The organism is Kribbella sp. NPDC006257, assembly GCF_040613535.1.
In the GTDB taxonomy this organism is placed as follows: domain Bacteria; phylum Actinomycetota; class Actinomycetes; order Propionibacteriales; family Kribbellaceae; genus Kribbella.
Genome location: NZ_JBEXSJ010000029.1, coordinates 94,208 through 111,142 on the forward strand (window position 1 = coordinate 94,208; position 16,935 = coordinate 111,142).

Sequence of the window (16,935 nt, forward strand, 5' to 3'; positions counted from 1 at the left end):
GCTGTTATCCACCCAGGTATTCGTCGTCGCCGGGGTAGCTGACCCCGATCTGTCTACGTGTCTCGTCGAGCAGCTCGAGAATCTCGATCGTGGCCGCATGGGGGAGCGCTGGACACTCGACCTCGCCGGCACGCAGGGACCGCATCACCTCGGCTGCTTCGTAGTGGTACCCAGCGCCATGCATCGGTACGTCGACGCGCTCCTCGCCGGATACCGTCTGGCGGATGTAGTACTCCGGATGGTGGAAGCCGCCCGGGAGCAGCAAGGAGCCGTCAGGCCCGCTGACCGAAGCGTTGAACGGGTGATGCGACCGGAGCCCACAGGTGAGACCGGCGACCGCGCCGGAGGCATACCGCCACGCCATCGCGACGCTGAGATCCACGCCGTCCTCGTTCAGCGAACCGACCGCCTTGATCTCCTCGGGGCGCCCGAGGGCCATGTACGCGAACGTCATCGGGTAGATGCCGCCGTCCATCAAGATGCCGCCGCCCAGCTCGCGATCGAGCAGCCGGGGCGCGAACTTCGGCCGGTGGAACCCGAAATCGGCCAGTGCCTGCATCGGCGCGCCGATCGTGCCCTTGGCGAGATCGGCGAACATCGCCTGTACGACGGGGTTGGTGCGCATCCACATCGCTTCGGCGAACAGTGTCTTGTGCTCGTTCGCCACCGCGATCAGGTCCCGTGCCTGCCTGGCGGTCAGCGTGACCGGCTTCTCGCAGAGCACCGCGATCCCCGCCTGCAGTGCGGCCCGTGCGATCCCGTAGTGCTGCGGATGCGGCGTACCGATGTAGAGCACGTCGACGGTGCCCGACTCGATCAGCCGCCGGTAGTCGTCGAACCGGTGCTCGATGCCGAACTGTTCGCCGAACCGGTCGGCGCTGTCCTGCGACCGGGACGCGATCGCGGTCACCACGGCGTCGTCGAGGACACCGAGGTCCTTGGTGAACGAGGTGGAGATGTTGCCAGTAGCAACGATTCCCCAGCGGACGCGATCTATACCCACTGTCTGAACTCCGGGGTCGGGAACGAGCCGTGAGCCTTGATTCTCGCGGTTTCGAACGCATGAGCCAAGCGAATGAGGGTGGCGTCACTCCGGCCGGTCCCGCTGAAGGTGATCCCGACCGGCAGTCCTTCGACCAGTCCGGACGGCACCGAGAGCAGCGGATAGCCGGCCAGCGCGGCATGGGTGGACGAGCTGCCGAGGACGTGGTCGCCGTTGACCAGGTCGATCGACCACGCGGGCGAGTACGAGGGGGTGACCAGCGCATCGAGCTGGTTGTCCCGGAGCAGGCCGTCGATACCGTCGCGGCCGGCTCGCAGCGCGGACAGCCGGGCGGCGACGTAGACCGGTGAGTCCAGGCCGTCGGTCTGCTCGGAGCGTTCGAACAGTTCCTGCCCGAAGTACCGGAGTTCCACGTCGGCGTGCGCTTTGTTGAACGCGATCACGTCCGCGAGGGTCCGCGGGCCGCCCGGGTGACGGGTGGCGAGGTACGCCGCGAGGTCGACCTTCATCTCGTGGAACAGGATCGCGACCTGGTCCTCCTCGCTGCCCGGGGTCGGCAGCGAGAGCCCGTCGACGATGGTCGCCCCGGACGCCGACAACAGGGTCAGCGCCTCCTCGGTGACCCGGTCGAGGCCGAGCGAATACCCCCACAACGGACCTCGCGGTACGCCGATCCGTACGCCGGTGAGGTCGTCGCCGAGGCAATGCTGCTCGTAGTCGCCGGTGCCGGCGAGCACCGTGAGGAGCGCGGCGGCCTGGCGAACCGTCCGGGTCATCGGACCGGCCGTGTCCTGCGAGTGCGAGAGCGGGATGATCCCCTGCTGCGGGATCAGGCCGACCGTGGGCTTCAGTCCGACGATGCCGTTGAGCGCGGCCGGGCAGACGATCGACCCGTTCGTCTCGGTGCCGATCGACAGGTCCGCGAGGCCGGCCGCGACCGCCGCGCCGGAGCCGCTGGACGAGCCGCCCGGGGACCGGTTGAGCGCATACGGGTTGCGGGTCAGCCCGCCGTACCCGCTCCAGCCGGACGACGAGGAGGAGCCGCGGAAGTTGGCCCACTCGCTCAGGTTGGTCTTGCCGAGGATGATGCAGCCGGCCTCGCGCAACCGGCGGACCAGCGGGGCGTCGTACGGCGGGGGTGGCTGGTCGGCGAGCGCGAGCGAACCGGCGGTGGTCGGCAGGTCGGCGGTGTCGATGTTGTCCTTCACCAGCACCGCCATCCCGTGCAGCGGTCCACGGACCCGGCCGTCCTCACGCTCCGTGTCCAGTCGGGCGGCCTCGGTCAGGGCTGCGCGGTTGGGCGTGCAGACGGCGTTGATCAGCGGGTCCAGCTCGGCCTGCCGCGCCTGCAGCTCTTCGACCGTCGCGAGGGCGGGTCGCGGGCCGGGCGACACGTCGCCGGGGCCCTGTCGAGTTGAGCTCACACCGACGATCCTGCCAGAGTTGAGCACGCCCGACCGTCCGCCCGACATGTCGCCGCCACCAGGCGGAGGGTGAATGACATGACTGTTGTTCCCCCGTACAGTGGAGCGCGGACGGACGATCACCGACCGCAACGGAGACACCAGCAGATGGACAGCGCCAACGCCAGCTCTTCCGGCTCCGCCGCCGAAGCAGCCCAGCCGGCCGTCTCTGGGTTGTCCGACCGGGACGGGGCGATCCTGGGCTTCGAGCGGCACTGGTGGAAGTACGCCGGGGCCAAGGAGCAGGCGATCCGGGACCAGTTCCAGATGTCGGCGACCCGTTACTACCAGGTGCTGAACGCGCTGATCGACCGGCCCGAGGCACTCGCGCACGACCCGCTGCTGGTGAAGCGGCTGCGCCGGTTGCGCGCCGCCCGCCAACGCGCCCGATCCGCCCGACGGCTGGGTATCGAGGTCTGAATTGACCCGCCGCGTCAAGGACGACAAGGGCCAGGTCCTTTCGTCTCTCGTTGCCGTGCTCGCCGTCGTGGCCATCGTCGGTGGCCTGCTGGTGCTGTTCGGGACCAGGGGGAACAGCTCCGCGGCCGACTCCACGCCGGCCGCCTCCACGCCGAAAACGTCGAGCACGCCGAAGCCGGCTGATCCGCCGTCGTCGGCGCCTACGTCCGCGCCAACTTCCGCGCCGACCTCTGCTCCGACCTCTGCGCCGACCGACGTGCCGACCTCTGCTCCGACTTCCGCGCCGACCGCTGGGCCGACCGACGTGCCCAGCTCCGGGCCGACCGACGTGCCGACCATCCCGCCGTCCGAGCGGCCTGCGGTCGAGGTATACAACAACACCGCTCGCAAGGGCCTCGCCGAAGACGTGGCGAACCGGGCCCGGCAGGCGGGCTGGACCGTGGCCGGCCGGGACAACTGGCACGGCAAGATCGTCACCTCCACCGTCTACTTCCCTGCCGGGATGCAGGCCGAGGCCGGCCAGCTCGCCAAGGACATCGGCGTGGGCCGGATCAAGGACGCGCTCGACAACATGAAGAAGGACAGGCTGACCGTCATCCTGACGACGGACTACGCCGGATGAGCACTCCCGTTCTGGCGACACCGGCCGGGCGGGAGGGCTGGGAGGCGATCGTCAAGGATCCGGCCGGGGCAGTGATCGCCTCGGATTTCGACGGCACCCTCTCGCCGTTGGTGGAGGACCCGTCGATGTCCCGGGCGGCCGATGGAGCTCTGGACGCATTGGCGCGGCTCGCTAGCTCAGTGGGTCAGGTAGCGATCGTCACTGGCCGGCCTGCGCTCGTGGCAACAGAGTTGTCTGGCGTCAGTGGGCACGCGGGACTCGGGCGCCTCGTAGTACTGGGGCACTACGGGCTGGAGCGCTGGGAGGCGTCTACCGGGGCGATCACCAGCGAGCCCGTGCCAGAAGGGGTCGCTGTCGCGCGCGACCGGCTTCCCGGCGTACTGCGTGATGCTGGGCTGCCGGATGCGTATGTGGAGGACAAGGACAGCTCACTAGCTGTCCACACCCGCCGGCTAGCTGATCCTTCGGGTGCACTAGAGACATTGCGTACGCCGTTGTCGGAGCTTGCCGAGGAGGTCGGGCTTCGGTTGGAGCCGGGCAACCTGGTGCTGGAGCTACGGCCGCCTGGTATCGACAAGGGTGTCGCACTGCGCCGCCTGGTCGAGAGCACCGGTGCTCACTCGGTTCTGTATGCCGGAGACGATCTGGGCGACCTGGCAGCGTTTCAAGCTCTGCAGGCTCTTCGTGGCGAAGGACTGCACGCAGTACTGGTTGCTGCGCGTTCCTCAGGAGCTACTGCGCTTGTAGAGGCCGCTGACATCGTCGTGGATGACCCGGCGGGAGTGGTTACCGTCCTCACTGCCCTCGCGGACGCGATCGCAACCCGCTGAACGCCTGCGAGAGCGTCTTGCCGAGCGGCTGCAGTGGACGCTCGGTGTAGTTGCCGTCTTTGAGGTTCGCTAGTCGCTCGAAGATGTTGCGGGACGCCGGGCAGCCGGTGCGGAGGAAGGACCAGCCGGCCGCGAGCAGGTAGAGCGGGAGCATCGGCAGACCGATCAGGCAGAAGTACTGCCAGGAGTGCCGCTCCTCGTGCTGGACCAGGATCGGGCGCTCGTCGAAGTACGCGCGATCGTGCTTGGTCAGGATCAGGTTCCCGATCGTGAACGCGCTCGCCACCGGGAAGTTCAGCCGATAGCCGGTCGCGTAGAACAACCCACGCGGACCACGGCTGAAGCGCGCCCGCCCGATCACCCCGACCAGCACTCCGGCCGGCGTGGACAGGTTGATCGTGTTCACCACCAACTTCAGACCCTGCCACCCCGACATCGCCATGACTCAGTATGTGGTTCTGTCGGCGGGGTAGGTAAGACTTGCGGGGTGAGTTCGGTGGTGCGGTGGTGGCGGCCTGGGCGGGTGGTGGATCCGCATGCGGTGATCGGGGGGTTGCGGAAGGGGCCGGGGGATCCGGCGTACGTGTATGACGGGCGGAGTGTCTGGCGGGCGACGAGGACGCCGGACGGGCCGGTGCTGTTGCGGTTGACGCCGTACTCGGGGGCGGGCGAGGTAGAGGCCGAGGCCTGGGGGCCGGGGGCGAAGTGGGCGCTGGACGGCGTACCGGAACTGCTGGGGGATGCGGACAGCTGGGACGGGTTCGAGCCGTTGCCGGAACATCGGGCGCTGGTGGACGCGGCTCGTCGGTTCGAGCACTTTCGGGTGCCGCGGACGCGGGCGGTGTTCGAGGCGATGGCTGCGGCGGGCATCGAGCAGGTGGTGACGGGGAAGGAAGCGTTCGCGGGGTGGCGGATGCTGCTGCGCGAGTACGGCGAACCGGCGCCGGGGCCGGGGTCGCCGGACGGGCGGAAGATGATGGTGCCGCCGTCGCCGGAGGAGTGGCGGTTGATTCCGTCCTGGCAGTGGTTGCGGGCGGGGGTCGAGGGGCGCCGGTCGCGGGTGGTGATCACGGCCGCGACGCGGGCTGCTGCGTTGGAGCGGACGCTGGAGTTGAGTGATGGCGTGGAGATCGAGCGCAGGCTTCGCTCGCTTCCTGGGGTTGGGGTGTGGACGGCGGCTGAGGTGCGGCAGCGGGCGCATGGGGATGCGGACGCGTTCTCGTTTGCGGACTATCACGTCTCGCGGAACGTGTCCTACGCGCTGACCGGCGAGGAGCTCGACGACGAAGGCACGGCCGAACTGATCGAGCCGTACCGCGGCCACCGCTTCCGCGTCCAGGCGCTGTTGGAGCTCGCCGGCATCGGCCACCCTCGCTACGGCCCCCGCAAGTCCCTCCCCACCCACACCCCCGGCGCAACCCACCGCCTCCGCTGAACCCGCGCCTCGTATTGCGGTGAGATCTGGTGTCTCGGATGGTGGTATTGGAGGACACAATGTGGACCCGATTGGGTAACCTCGGTGGTGCTCATCCAGAGGGACTGAGGGAAACGGCCCGTTGAAGTCCCGGCAACCCTCCCCGTTGACGGCCTCGATCCGAGGGCGCTCGCGGCGGACCGGTGCCAAATCCGTCCCGCGCCGAGATCCGGTCCGGGGAAGATGAGGAGGGAACCTCCATGAGCCAGAGCACCGCCACCGCTCCGCACACCATCCGTGAAGGTGCCTTCGGCAACGGAACGCATCTGAGCTGTCGCGCTTGTGGCGCGAAATCAGAACTCGGCCCGTTCTACGCCTGTATGGAGTGCTTCGGTCCGCTGGAGGTCGGGTACGAGTTCCCGACCATCACCCGCGAACAGATCGAGGCCGGCCCCAAGAACATCTGGCGCTACCAGCCGCTGCTGCCCGTCCCCGTCGACGTGGCCAGTTTCCCGAACACCGAACCCGGCTACACCCGGCTGATCGACGCCGGCAACCTCGCCCGCGAGCTCGGCCTGCGCAAGCTCTGGGTGAAGGACGACTCGGGCAACCCGACCCACTCCTTCAAGGACCGGGTCGTCGCGTCCGCTCTGAGCGCCACCCGCGAACTCGGCATGAAGGTCTTCGCCTGCCCGTCCACCGGCAACCTGGCCAACGCTGTCGCCGCCGCGGCCGCCCGGGCCGGCATCCGCTCGGTCGTGTTCATCCCGCAGGACCTCGAGCGCCCCAAGATCATCACCACGGCCGTGTACGGCGGAACGCTGGTCGCCGTCGAGGGCAACTACGACGACGTGAACAAGCTCGCCTCCGAGATCGCCGGTGAGGAGGAAGGCTGGGCGTTCGTGAACGTCAACGTCCGGCCGTACTACTCCGAGGGTTCCAAGACACTCGCCTTCGAGATCGCCGAGCAGCTCGGCTGGCGGATCCCGCAGCAGGTGGTGATCCCGGTCGCGTCCGGTTCGCAGCTGACCAAGATCGACAAGGGCTTCACCGAACTCGGCAAGCTCGGCCTGGTCGACGCCACCGACTACAAGATCTACGGCGCGCAGGCGACCGGGTGCTCACCGGTCGCGCAGGCGTTCCGCGACGGCCACGACGTGGTGAAGCCGGTCAAGCCGGACACCATCGCGAAGTCGCTGGCGATCGGGAACCCGGCCGACGGACCGTACGTGCTCGACGTCGCCCGGCGTACCGGCGGTGTGATCGAGGACGTCAGCGACGAAGAGGTCATCGAGGGCATCCAGTTGCTCGCCCGGACCGAGGGCATCTTCACCGAGACGGCCGGCGGGGTGACGGTCGCGACGCTGAAGAAGCTGATCGAGACCGGCCAGCTCGACCCCGACGCCGAGACCGTCATCATCAACTCCGGCGACGGGCTGAAGACGCTCGACGCCGTGGCCGACCGGGTCGGCCCGAAGGTGACCATCCCCGCGTCCTACGACGCCTTCGTGAAGGCAGGTCTGCAGTGAGTGTGAGCGTGCGCGTCCCGACCATCCTGCGGCCGTACACCCAGGGCGCCTCCGAGGTGTCCGTCGAAGGATCGACGCTGAGCGAGGTGCTGGAGTCGCTCGACACGTCGTACCCGGGGATCAAGGGCCGGGTGCTCGACGAGTCCGGCGAGCTGCGCCGGTTCGTCAACATCTACGTAGACAACGACGACGTGCGCTTCTCCGAAGGTCTGCAGACAAGCATTAAGGACGGCGGGCAGGTCTCGATCATCCCGGCCGTCGCCGGTGGCTGCTGATCAGCTCTTGAACGAGCGGCGGTAGGTGTCCGGTGGGACGCCGACGATGCGCTTGAACTGACGCCGGAGCGTCGTGGCGGTGCCCATGCCGGTAGCGGTGGCGACTGCCTCGACGCTCTCGTCGGTGGATTCCAGGAGTTCCTGTGCCCGGCGTACGCGCTGGGTCAGGAGCCACTGCAACGGTGCCTGTCCGGTAACTGCCTTGAACTGGCGACCGAGGTGCCGGGGACTAGTGCTTGCCTGCTTTGCCAGGTCGGTGACTGTCAGCGGCTGGTCAAGGCGTTCTTGAGTCCAGGCAAGCAGGCGGGACAGCTGATGGTCGCCCGATACCTGGATGGGTGTCGTGACGAACTGCGCCTGGCCGCCGTCACGGTGTGGCGGTACTACGAGGCGCCGGGCGACCGTGTTCGCGATGGCTGCACCGTGGTCGAGGTTGACCAGGTGCAGGCAGAGGTCGACCGCTGCTGCTTTGCCTGCTGCGGTGAGGACGCGACCGTTGTCTGTGTAGAGGACGTCCGGGTCTACTAGAGCGTCGGGGTGGCGGGCGCTCAGCTCGTCGGTGTGGGCCCAGTGGGTGGTCGCCCGGCGCCCGTCGAGGAGGCCGGCCGCGCCGAGGACGAAAGCGCCGGTGCACAGGGACGCGATCCGGGCACCTGCCTCGTACGCCGTACGCACGGCCTCGACGAGCTCGACCGGCAACGGGTCGTCGACATCGACGTACGCCGGGACGATCACGGTGTCGGCGTTGACCAGGTGATCGAGGCCGTGGTCGGGCTCGAGTTGGAAGGGTCCGACCTGAATCGGACCGGGGCCGCAGAGCGATACGTCGTACCAGCTGTTCTCGGAGCCGATGGGCGGATTGCCGAAGATTTCGTAGGCGACGCCGAGCTCGAAGTGCAGGATCCGGCCGGCGGTGGCGAGCGCCAAGGTGTGCATGTCCGAAAGTGTACGCATGGTGTCGTTCCGGACTATCACGGTTGGCCGGGTCCGACCGGCAGAGTAGACCCATGAGCGAAGTCGAGGGTTCAGCAGTTGTTGTCTACGGTGCGACCGGTCACACGGGCCGGTTCGTCGTCGAGGAGTTGCTCCGGCGCGGTATCACCCCGGTGGTGTCCGGCCGTGACGGTGCGCGGTTGAAGGAGATGTGGGGTGGGCTTTGGGTGCGGCCGGCGACGGTCGACGATCCGGACTCGCTGGATCGGGCCCTCGCCGGGGCGGTCGCGGTGATCAATGCGGCTGGGCCGTTCGCGGTGACGGCAGGGCCGGTGCTCGAAGCGGCTGTGCGGGCTGGGATTCCGTATCTTGACGTGGCGGCTGAGATCGAAGCGAATGTGGGGACGTTCGAGGCTGCTCGGGAGGCCCGCGTTCCCGTCGTACCGGCGATGGCGTTCTACGGCGGGCTCGGGGATCTGCTGGTGACTGCGGCGATGGGTGACTGGACGGCGGCGGACGAGGTGCATGTCGCGTACGGGTTGAGCAGTTGGCATCCGACGCCGGGTACGCGGGTTGCCGGCGAGGTGTCGCACGATCGGCGCGGTGGGCGGCGGGTCCGGTTCACGGGTGGCGAGTTGGAGTATCACGACGAGAAGCCGTCCGAAGAGGACTGGGCGTTTCCGGAGCCGTTGGGCAAGCGGGCGGTGGTCGCCGGGTTCACGATGGCGGATGTGGTGACTGTTCCGAGCCATCTGGAGGTGGCCGAGGTTCAGACGTATATGAGCGTCGAGGCTGCGCGAGATCTGGCTTCGGTGGATACCCCGGCTCCTTCGGTCGACTCGTCGGGTCGCTCGGATCAGACCTTTGTTGTCGACGTCCTGGTCCGGGCGGGAGGCGTCGAGCGGCGCGCGTCCGCAACAGGTCAGGACATCTACGCGGTCACGGCGCCGCTTGTTGTCGAGGCGGTCCAACGGATTCTGGACGGTCGTTTCCGTCGCGCCGGTATCGCCTCCGCGGGTGCGATGTTCGATGCGGCAGACTTCTTGCAGTCCTTGGCTCCGCACATCATGGTCGAGCTCGGGCACTGATCGCTGTCGGCTGGCCAGAGCTGGTGTCGGCTGGCCAGGGCGTCCGTTGTCGCTGAGGATGGGCTGATGCGCGCGATTGTGGTTGAGCGGTACGGCGTACTGCCTTCGGTCCAGGACGTTCCGTCGCCTGAGGTGCAGCCCGGTGGGGTGGTGGTGAAGGTCGAGGCCACCGGGTTGTGCCGCAGCGACTGGCATGGGTGGCAGGGGCACGACTCCGACATCGTGCTGCCGCATGTGCCGGGGCATGAGTTGGCGGGGACGATCGCGGCGGTGGGCGAAGGTGTTGACGGGTGGGCTGTTGGGGATCGGGTGACGTCGCCGTTCATCTGCGCGTGTGGTTCGTGTGAGCAATGTGCTGCCGGGGATCAGCAGGTTTGCCCGAATCAGTTGCAGCCCGGGTTCAACTACTGGGGTTCGTTTGCGGAGTATGTAGCGTTGCCGTTCGCTGCTGTGAATTTGGTGCGGCTGCCTGATGAGCTGGACTTTGATACGGCGGCTGGGTTGGGGTGCCGGTTCGCGACTTCGTTCCGGGCTGTTCGGCAGGTTGGGCGGGTGGTCGCGGGGGAGAGCGTTGTGGTGTTCGGGTGTGGGGGGATCGGGTTGTCGGCTGTGATGATCGCGGCGGCGCTCGGTGCTCGGGTAGTTGCCGTTGACACCAATCCGGATGCGTTGGCGTTGGCCGCGAAGTACGGGGCTGTTGAGGTGGTGACTGCGGGGCCGGAGGTAGTGGCGCGGGTTCGTGAGGTCACGGGTGGTGGGGCGAACGTAACGATGGATGCGTTGGGGTCGCCGCAGATCGTGCAGGACGCGTTGCGGTGTTTGCGGCCGCGGGGGCGGCATCTGCAGGTGGGGTTGTTGCCTGAGGGTTTTCAGTTGGAGCTGGGTGGATTGATCTGGCAGGAGCTTGAACTGCTTGGCAGCCATGGGATGGCGGCGCATCACTATCCGGAGATGTTGTCGTTGGTCGCGTCGGGGGAGCTGAAGCCGGCTGAGTTGATCACGCGGACGATTTCGTTGAGTGAAGTTCCTGCTGCGCTCGAGGGTTTGAATGTTGGTACGCCGGCCGGCGTCACTGTGATCCGACCGTGGGCAACAGAGCCGCTGGGATCAGCCCCGCGATCGTGATCACAGCCAGTACGACGATCGCCGCCGACGCTCCTGCTGCTGTTGCTGTGCCGGCGAGGCTGCTGGCGAGGGTGATGCCGAGGGTTGGGCCGATGTTCATCGCGGTTTGCTTGATGCCGCCGACTGCTCCGGCATAGCCGGCCGGGGCGTCACCGACCACGGTTCCGGTCGCGGTGACCATCACGGTCGCGAATCCTGCGCCCAGCAAGGCGAAACCGAGGGTGCTGGTGGATTCGAGGAAGATGCCTAGGGCAACGAGGAGCGTTCCTGCGACGGCGGTGCGGCGGGCGGCGTACCGGCGTACGGCGATGCCCGCCAAAGGTGCGCAGATCACCATCGCGATGGTCATCGGGAGAACGCGGAGGGCAGTTGCCAATGGCGTGAGGGTCTGTTGCAGGCGGAAGGTGGCGAGGAAGAGGGTGCCGAACATTCCACTGGTGACGATGAGGAGCAGGCTCATCGAGGCCATCACCGGCCGGGAATGCGCCACTGGCTTGGGGATGAAGGGCTGCTCCGTACGCCGTTGATGGGCGGCGAAGGCGGCGGCGCCGAGTGCTGTGATGAGTAGCCCGGCCCGTGTTTTCGTCGGGCCGTGGTCGTGGAGTCCTGCGACTGTGTAGACGAGGGCTGCCAGCGGCCAGGCGAGGAGGGTTGCGCCCAGCAGGCTGATTCGTTGATCGCGTGGCGTCAGTGGTGCCGGGAGTTTGAGGGAGGCGGCTGTCAGGACGATCAGTAGAGCGATCGGGAGGTTGATCGCGAAGACGGATCGCCAGCCGAAATGCGCGACCAGTACGCCGCCGAGGAGTGGGCCGGCGGCCGAGGCGGCACCGATCGCGCTGGTGCGGATCCCGATCGCGTGGCGCAGACGATCCGGTGGATAGGCGATCCGGAGCAACGCCAGCGTGGCCGGCTGGAGTAGGGCGGCGAAGATCCCTTGGAGTGCTCGGAGGGCGATCACCCAGCCGATGGCCGGCGCGACGAGGATTCCGGCCGACGCCACCCCGAATCCGAGTCCGCCGATCCAGAGCAACCGCCCGTGCCCGTAGCGATCCCCGAGCCGGCCGGCCATCACGAGAAGGCTCGCGACCATCAGCAGGTACGCCGTACTGGTCCACTGCACCTGCCCGACCGAGGCGCCCAACTCCTTCCCGAGCACCGGCTGCGCAATCAGCAACACAGTCCCGTCAAGCGCCACCACCACCGCCCCCGCAACACTCACCACCAGCACAACCCACCCCGACGCCCCGCCTCGCCCGACCTCGCCCTGCTCTTCTCGTATATCCACGGTAGACAGTGTCTACGAGTGAGTAGACACTGTCTACCCGCATCTTTGTGCACCACCTGAGTGCCGCGCGGCGCCAGATCCACTCATCCCGTGCACCAAGTGGGCGAGAAAGGTGAGCCGCGCGCCGGGAATGGTGCCGAGGAGGTGGGCGGATGGCAGGCGCGTTCGAGGTGGCGGCGCGGGCTGGGGGTGGGGAGAGGTGGCGGGTGCGGAGGGCGGATGTGGCCGGCGCGGCCTGGGCGGAGAAGGTGGCGGACACGGAGATGCGGGCCGAGGCGCGGGATGAGGAGGTGAGGGCGCGGGGCGGGGCGCCGGTGGTGGGGGCGGGTGGTGCCGGGGTGGGCTAGCTGGGTGGGAGGCGGGTTAGGAGGGTTTCCAGCATTTCTCGGGTGGCGGCGAAGTAGCTGTTTTCGCGGTGGAGGGCGCGGTGGAAGGCGGCTAGTTCGGCGGCGGAGATGGTGTTGGAGAAGGTGCTGATCTCGGTCAGGTCGAGGCGGCGGTTGAAGAGGTGGACGGTGTCGCGCCAGCGGTGCAGGAGGCCGACGAGTTCGGCGTCGCGGTGCCGGGCGAGGGCGCCGGAGACCAGGGCGAGGTCGACCGCTGAGACGACGAGACGCGGGTAGACCTGGCGCTGGGTCGGCGTACTGGGTGAGAAGCGTTCGTCGGAGAGCAGGCGGGTGTTCTCCTGGAGCTCGTCGGCGACGGCTCGGAGTACCTCGGTACGGCGTTCTGCTTCGGCGCTGAGGCGTTCGACGAAGATGCCGGTGAGGCCGGCGACCAGGGTGAGCGAGTTGACGGCCGGCTCCCAGCGGCTGTTGCCCGGGAAGAAGAACCACAGCACGCCGAGCACGAACGCCAGCGCCAGCAGTCCGTAGCTGACGGCAGTGACGACCGTACGCCGGTACGCGGCCCACTGCGATCGCCCCCGCGCAACCCGCAACGCCCCAGCCACCAGCCGCAACCGAGCCAACACCCGAACCCGAGCCCGCCGCACCCGCCGAACCTCAACACTCCCCTCCGCCGCGGCTCCACCCTTCCCCAAACCCGCGAAGTCGGTGTCGCCTCCCGGTGTGCGTACAGAGTCTGTGTCGCGTCCCGATGTGCGCCCCGAGTCCGTGCCGCCTCCCGGTGTGCGCCCGGAGTCCGCGTGGCGTCTCGCTCTGCCGGAGTTCGCGTCGTGTTCGGGTGGATGTCCGGAGCTCGCGTCGCCTCGTGGTGTGCGCCCGGAGTCCGGGTGGCGTCTCGCTCTGCCGGAGTTCGCGTCGTGGTCCGGTGGATGTTCGGAGTTCGCGTCGCCTCGTGGTGTGCGCTCGGAGTTCGGGTTGTCTGCTGGTGTGCGCTCGGAGGTTGGGTTGCGTTCCGGCGTACTGGCGTCGGCGGGTGGGTTGCCGGTACCTCCGATGCCTCCCGGCGTACGGGGGGTGTCTTCTGGGGTGGTTGGGGGTGGGGGTGGGGTCATTGGGCCCAGATGTCGTCGGCGACGGTGTGGGCTATGACGCCGGAGCTGTCGGGGGCCAGGAGGAGGAGGTCCAGGCCGAAGGGGCTGGGGCGGCGCATCTGGCGGAAACCTGAGTGGGCGTGCTCGATCGGGGTGAGGTCGCAGGCGGTGGTGAGCTTCTTCAGGCGCTCGGTGGAGAACTTGCGGGTGGTGTACAGCAGGATGGTGTCTTCCTTGTCCAGCACGACATCCGTGTGGTCGGGCAGGCCCATCCTGATCGGCTCGTTGGTGTTGTTCCGCCAGACGATCTTCACCCGGAGCGCGTCGTCGGCCTCGACCTCACCGCGGAAGTCGATCTGGTCGTTGTCGATCCGCAGGTCGGTGTTGTAGCGCAGCGCGCTGGTCACGAACTCGGCGAACGCCCGGGTCTGGTGGTACTCGTCGGCCGCCGCATCGGCCGCCTCCTGGTCCAGCTGGGTGGTCGTCGCCACCTCGAGCAGCAGGCGATCCTGCGGACGGAGTACCCGGGTGATGATCCGCAGCGCGTCCTCGTCGCTCTCGAAGTTCGCCAGCGTGTTGCCGGTAAGCGTGTACAGCAGCGGTTCGTCGCCGACCAGCCGGGCCAGCATCTCGCCCAGCTCGTCCATGTTGTCGGCGATCGAGAAGTCGAGTTGGACCGGCAGCACCTGGGTCATCGGGAACCTTGCCCCGCGCACCGGTTCGAGGGTGCCCATCCGGAGCATCTCCGAGCTCATGTCGACCGGGATGTAGAACATGTTCCGGTTCGCCCGGTACAGGTCGTCGAGGATGGTGGCGTCCTTCACGCCGGTCCCGACACCGAGGCTGACGAAGTGGAAACCGCGCCGCTCCACGTGTGGGCGGACCTTGCGCCAGTGCCGCAGGAACGACTCGGTGCCGGTCTTCATCACCAGGTAGAACGGATCCTTGGTGGCGTTCGCCCAGGCGATGGTCGGGCCGATTCCCCAGTAGGAGAAGCCGGAGGTGATCTGCTTGCCCTCGCCGTTGGTGGAGAACGGGCCGCGCAGATCACTGGTCAAGGTGGCGAGCTTGTCGGTCTGGTCCTCGCCGACCAGTACCAGCGACCAGGCGAAGTCGTCGTCCTTCAGCGCATGCTCGAGCTTCCTGATCACATGTACCGGCTCGGTCACGTCCTACCCCTCCCAAGGTGAGACGTCAGGTTACCGGTTGCCCACGCTGCGCGCAGTCCGGAAACCCACAGCCGAGCGGTCAGACCGCCTTGACCGTGTCGGCCTCCCGGCCCTTGGGACCGTCGACGACCTCGAACTCGACCGGCTGGCCGTCCTCGAGCGTCTTGTACCCGTCCGAGACGATCTTGCTCCAGTGCACGAAGACGTCGTCCTGACCGTCGACGGCGAGGAAGCCGTAGCCCTTGTCGGCGTTGAACCATTTCACGGTGCCGCGCACCATCGGAACTCCTGTAGACCTTCAACGGGACCCGCTTCACCCGGACCCCTCGGGTGCCCCGGCAACCACCAGAGCGGTCAACAAGCCTAACCCAAGTGCTCCGGAGGACTATCAGCCGCGGTTGGAGGCGGCTAGACCTACTATGCCGGCGGCTACCAGGAGGAGGGCGGCGGTCAGGCCGAGGTCGTCGGTCTGGACGATGCCGTTGTCGTTCAGGATCCAGATCGTTGCAGCGCCGGTCAGGACGGTGCCGGCGATGACGCCGGGGACGTCGGGCTTCGTCTTCTTCATCCGCGCACCACCTTGATGCTGCCGAGCTTGAGGTCGAGGTCCAGTGTGACCGACGCCGGCCCGGTCTTGTTGTCCGCCCCGAGGTCGTTGGTCAGCGTGACGTCGGCGTTGCGGCCGCCCTTGTGCTGGCCGAAGGCCTCGACGTCGCCGGCCTGAGCGGTCGCCGTACCGCTGACGTCCACGTCCGCCGGCACCTTGACGACGATCTCGCCGACCCGTCCGTCGACGACCACCTTGGCGCCGGGCGCGAAGCTCGCCTGGGTCAGGTCGAGATGCACCGAACCGCCGTCGAAGTGGTACGCCGTATTGGTGGCGTCGATCTTCTTGTCCGGTGTCGCGACGAAGTTGGTGTCGGTGAAGTTGCGCGGGATCGACGGGAAGATCGTGCTGGCGGCGACGCCGAGCGCGAGTAGGATGCCGAGCGGCAGCAGGCCCATCGTGCGGCCGAGGAATCCGCCGACCAGCATGCCGAGCCCGAGGGTGCCGAGTCCGATCACCAGCATCAGCGGTACGGCGGCGCCGGCGAGCCAGGCGATCGCGATGGCGAGGCCGGTCAGCAGGACGACGGCCGGCTTCACGCCGCGCAGGCCCTTGACGGGAGGTGCGGCCGGTGGCGCGGACTTCTGCGGCGCGGGCGGCTCGTCGACGTACAGGCCGAGCGGGTCGTCCTCGGTCCACACCGCCTGGACGGGGGTGGTGACCCGGTCCTGCGGTCGCGCGGTCGTGCCAGCCGGGGGAGGTGGCGGGCTGTACTGCGGAGCGGCGGGCGTGCCGCCGTACTGCGGGGCGGTGTCCTGCGGGCGGGACGTGGTGCCGGCGGCGTTCGCAGGTGTGCCGGTGCTCGCAGGTGTGCCGGTCGCATTGGGGCCGACGCTGGTCCAGCCCGGGTTCCGCGGCGTCCAGTTCGTGCCGCCGCCGGACCACTGGCCGCGGGGGTTGCCGCCGCCGGTCCATTGGGAGCGGCGGCTGCGGCCGGACCAGCGGCCGTGCTTCTTGCGGAAGACGAACAGCCAGAGCAGGCCGAGTACCAGCAGCGGGCCGGGGACCAGCTTGCCGAAGTTGAACGACGACATCATCGCAATGGCGACGAACACACAGGCGCCGATGACGATCGGCCACAGCCACGGGTGGTCGGGACGGACCCGGTCGCCGAGCAGGCCCTGCGCGGCGGAGCGGTCGGAACCCTCGTCGGGCATCAGCACCCAGGCGGCGGCGTAGAAGATCAGCCCGGGGCCGCTGAGGATCAGCACCGCCATCACCACCCGGATCAGTACCGGGTCGATGTTGAGGGCGCGGCCCATCCCGCCGCAGACGCCGGCGACCATCCGGTCGGACCGGCTCCGGCGCCAGCTCTGCACGTCGCGCAGGGGTGCGGTGTTCGGACCGCCGGCCGGCGGTTCGCCGCTCGAGTTCTGCTCCATGACACCGATAGTGTCTCGCTGATGGCGTTCGGGACATCGGGGATCCCCCCTTGGTGACCCCTGGTCGTGCCATGGAGTCGTGCCCCGGCCACGCGGCGGTAGGGGTTCTCCCCGGCCCGACCCTGAGCGTGCCGGGAGGCGGCTGAGGTGCCGGCCCGGGACAAGCCTGCTGGTGTCGGCCCCATCCACGTGTGACGATCGTGGAGATGAGCCAACCAGCCGCCGCCGCACCTCCGGGCGGATCCCCCAACCCCGGGATCCCGCCCGCTGGCCAGCATGCCCCCGGCACGCCGGGCAGCAGCGCCCCAGGCGGCACCCCAACCAGCGGCAGCCCGTACGCCGGTACGCCGAC

The 16,935-nt window shown here is 68.3% G+C and carries 19 protein-coding genes and 1 riboswitch; of the genes, 9 read left to right on the forward strand and 10 right to left on the reverse strand.

Annotated features, from left to right (window positions below; translation table 11 throughout):
- Positions 1 to 4 precede the first annotated feature (4 nt).
- The gene (locus ABZ004_RS29440) at positions 5 to 1,003 is read right to left on the reverse strand and encodes a Gfo/Idh/MocA family oxidoreductase (protein ID WP_355684323.1); all 999 of its coding nucleotides are present in this window, start codon (positions 1,001 to 1,003) and stop codon (positions 5 to 7) included.
- Positions 994 to 2,427, reverse strand: a complete 1,434-nt coding sequence (locus ABZ004_RS29445) for an amidase (protein ID WP_355684324.1) — start codon at positions 2,425 to 2,427, stop codon at positions 994 to 996. The genes ABZ004_RS29440 and ABZ004_RS29445 overlap by 10 nt, the downstream gene beginning before the upstream one ends.
- Before the next feature lie 147 nt (positions 2,428 to 2,574).
- On the opposite strand from ABZ004_RS29445, the gene ABZ004_RS29450 reads away from it, so the two are divergent.
- From ABZ004_RS29450 to otsB, 3 genes are read left to right on the forward strand one after another with little or no spacing between them, the layout of a single operon-like run.
- Positions 2,575 to 2,886 (forward strand): DUF3263 domain-containing protein, encoded by a 312-nt coding sequence (locus tag ABZ004_RS29450; RefSeq protein ID WP_355684325.1) that lies wholly within the window; start codon positions 2,575 to 2,577, stop codon positions 2,884 to 2,886.
- 1 nt (position 2,887) lies between these two features.
- Complete coding sequence (locus ABZ004_RS29455; protein WP_355684326.1) at positions 2,888 to 3,508, forward strand: LytR C-terminal domain-containing protein; 621 nt, start codon at positions 2,888 to 2,890, stop codon at positions 3,506 to 3,508.
- Positions 3,505 to 4,338: a trehalose-phosphatase gene (gene otsB, locus ABZ004_RS29460; protein ID WP_355684327.1), complete on the forward strand. Its 834-nt coding sequence runs from the start codon at positions 3,505 to 3,507 to the stop codon at positions 4,336 to 4,338. The genes ABZ004_RS29455 and otsB overlap by 4 nt, the downstream gene beginning before the upstream one ends.
- Here the strand turns inward: otsB and ABZ004_RS29465 are convergent.
- Positions 4,304 to 4,780 carry a hypothetical protein gene (locus ABZ004_RS29465; RefSeq protein WP_355684328.1) on the reverse strand — a complete coding sequence of 159 codons (477 nt, stop codon included), beginning with the start codon at positions 4,778 to 4,780 and terminating at the stop codon, positions 4,304 to 4,306. The two genes, otsB and ABZ004_RS29465, sit on opposite strands and share 35 nt — an antisense overlap.
- A 45-nt stretch (positions 4,781 to 4,825) precedes the next feature.
- Between ABZ004_RS29465 and ABZ004_RS29470 the strand changes: the two genes are divergently transcribed.
- From ABZ004_RS29470 to ABZ004_RS29480, 3 genes are all read left to right on the forward strand, one after another.
- Complete coding sequence (locus ABZ004_RS29470; protein WP_355684329.1) at positions 4,826 to 5,773, forward strand: DNA-3-methyladenine glycosylase 2 family protein; 948 nt, start codon at positions 4,826 to 4,828, stop codon at positions 5,771 to 5,773.
- 88 nt (positions 5,774 to 5,861) lie between these two features.
- Positions 5,862 to 6,002, forward strand: a riboswitch (SAM riboswitch).
- A gap of 10 nt (positions 6,003 to 6,012) precedes the next feature.
- Complete coding sequence (thrC, locus tag ABZ004_RS29475; RefSeq protein ID WP_355684330.1) at positions 6,013 to 7,281, forward strand: threonine synthase; 1,269 nt, start codon at positions 6,013 to 6,015, stop codon at positions 7,279 to 7,281.
- Positions 7,278 to 7,556: a MoaD/ThiS family protein gene (locus ABZ004_RS29480; RefSeq protein WP_355684331.1), complete on the forward strand. Its 279-nt coding sequence runs from the start codon at positions 7,278 to 7,280 to the stop codon at positions 7,554 to 7,556. Before thrC ends, ABZ004_RS29480 begins: the two co-directional genes overlap by 4 nt.
- Here ABZ004_RS29480 and ABZ004_RS29485 read toward each other — a convergent pair whose 3' ends face one another.
- Positions 7,557 to 8,492, reverse strand: coding sequence for a helix-turn-helix domain-containing protein (locus tag ABZ004_RS29485; protein ID WP_355684332.1), 936 nt, complete (start codon positions 8,490 to 8,492; stop codon positions 7,557 to 7,559). It abuts the gene before it with no gap.
- Between the two features lie 71 nt (positions 8,493 to 8,563).
- Here ABZ004_RS29485 and ABZ004_RS29490 point away from each other — a divergent pair, with 71 nt between their 5' ends.
- A complete protein-coding gene (locus ABZ004_RS29490; protein ID WP_355684333.1) occupies positions 8,564 to 9,577 on the forward strand; it encodes a saccharopine dehydrogenase NADP-binding domain-containing protein in 1,014 nt (337 codons plus the stop codon).
- A 66-nt stretch (positions 9,578 to 9,643) separates the two neighbouring features.
- Entirely contained in the window at positions 9,644 to 10,702 is a 1,059-nt protein-coding gene (locus tag ABZ004_RS29495) for a zinc-dependent alcohol dehydrogenase family protein (protein WP_355684334.1), read from the forward strand.
- Here the strand turns inward: ABZ004_RS29495 and ABZ004_RS29500 are convergent.
- Entirely contained in the window at positions 10,647 to 11,987 is a 1,341-nt protein-coding gene (locus ABZ004_RS29500; RefSeq protein ID WP_355684335.1) for an MFS transporter, read from the reverse strand. The two genes, ABZ004_RS29495 and ABZ004_RS29500, sit on opposite strands and share 56 nt — an antisense overlap.
- Positions 11,988 to 12,139: 152 nt before the next feature.
- Between ABZ004_RS29500 and ABZ004_RS29505 the strand changes: the two genes are divergently transcribed.
- Positions 12,140 to 12,334, forward strand: a complete 195-nt coding sequence (locus ABZ004_RS29505; protein ID WP_355684336.1) for a hypothetical protein — start codon at positions 12,140 to 12,142, stop codon at positions 12,332 to 12,334.
- Here the strand turns inward: ABZ004_RS29505 and ABZ004_RS29510 are convergent.
- The 5 genes from ABZ004_RS29510 to ABZ004_RS29530 form a co-directional block, all read right to left on the reverse strand.
- Positions 12,331 to 12,981, reverse strand: a complete 651-nt coding sequence (locus tag ABZ004_RS29510; RefSeq protein WP_355684337.1) for a hypothetical protein — start codon at positions 12,979 to 12,981, stop codon at positions 12,331 to 12,333. The genes ABZ004_RS29505 and ABZ004_RS29510 overlap by 4 nt on opposite strands.
- 461 nt (positions 12,982 to 13,442) lie before the next feature.
- Positions 13,443 to 14,594, reverse strand: a complete 1,152-nt coding sequence (locus ABZ004_RS29515) for an L-histidine N(alpha)-methyltransferase (protein WP_355684338.1) — start codon at positions 14,592 to 14,594, stop codon at positions 13,443 to 13,445.
- A gap of 79 nt (positions 14,595 to 14,673) precedes the next feature.
- Complete coding sequence (locus tag ABZ004_RS29520; protein ID WP_355684339.1) at positions 14,674 to 14,874, reverse strand: cold shock domain-containing protein; 201 nt, start codon at positions 14,872 to 14,874, stop codon at positions 14,674 to 14,676.
- Positions 14,875 to 14,982: 108 nt separating this feature from the next.
- Complete coding sequence (locus ABZ004_RS29525) at positions 14,983 to 15,162, reverse strand: hypothetical protein (RefSeq protein WP_355684340.1); 180 nt, start codon at positions 15,160 to 15,162, stop codon at positions 14,983 to 14,985.
- The gene (locus tag ABZ004_RS29530; RefSeq protein WP_355684341.1) at positions 15,159 to 16,583 is read right to left on the reverse strand and encodes a PspC domain-containing protein; all 1,425 of its coding nucleotides are present in this window, start codon (positions 16,581 to 16,583) and stop codon (positions 15,159 to 15,161) included. Before ABZ004_RS29530 ends, ABZ004_RS29525 begins: the two co-directional genes overlap by 4 nt.
- Positions 16,584 to 16,935 lie beyond the last annotated feature (352 nt).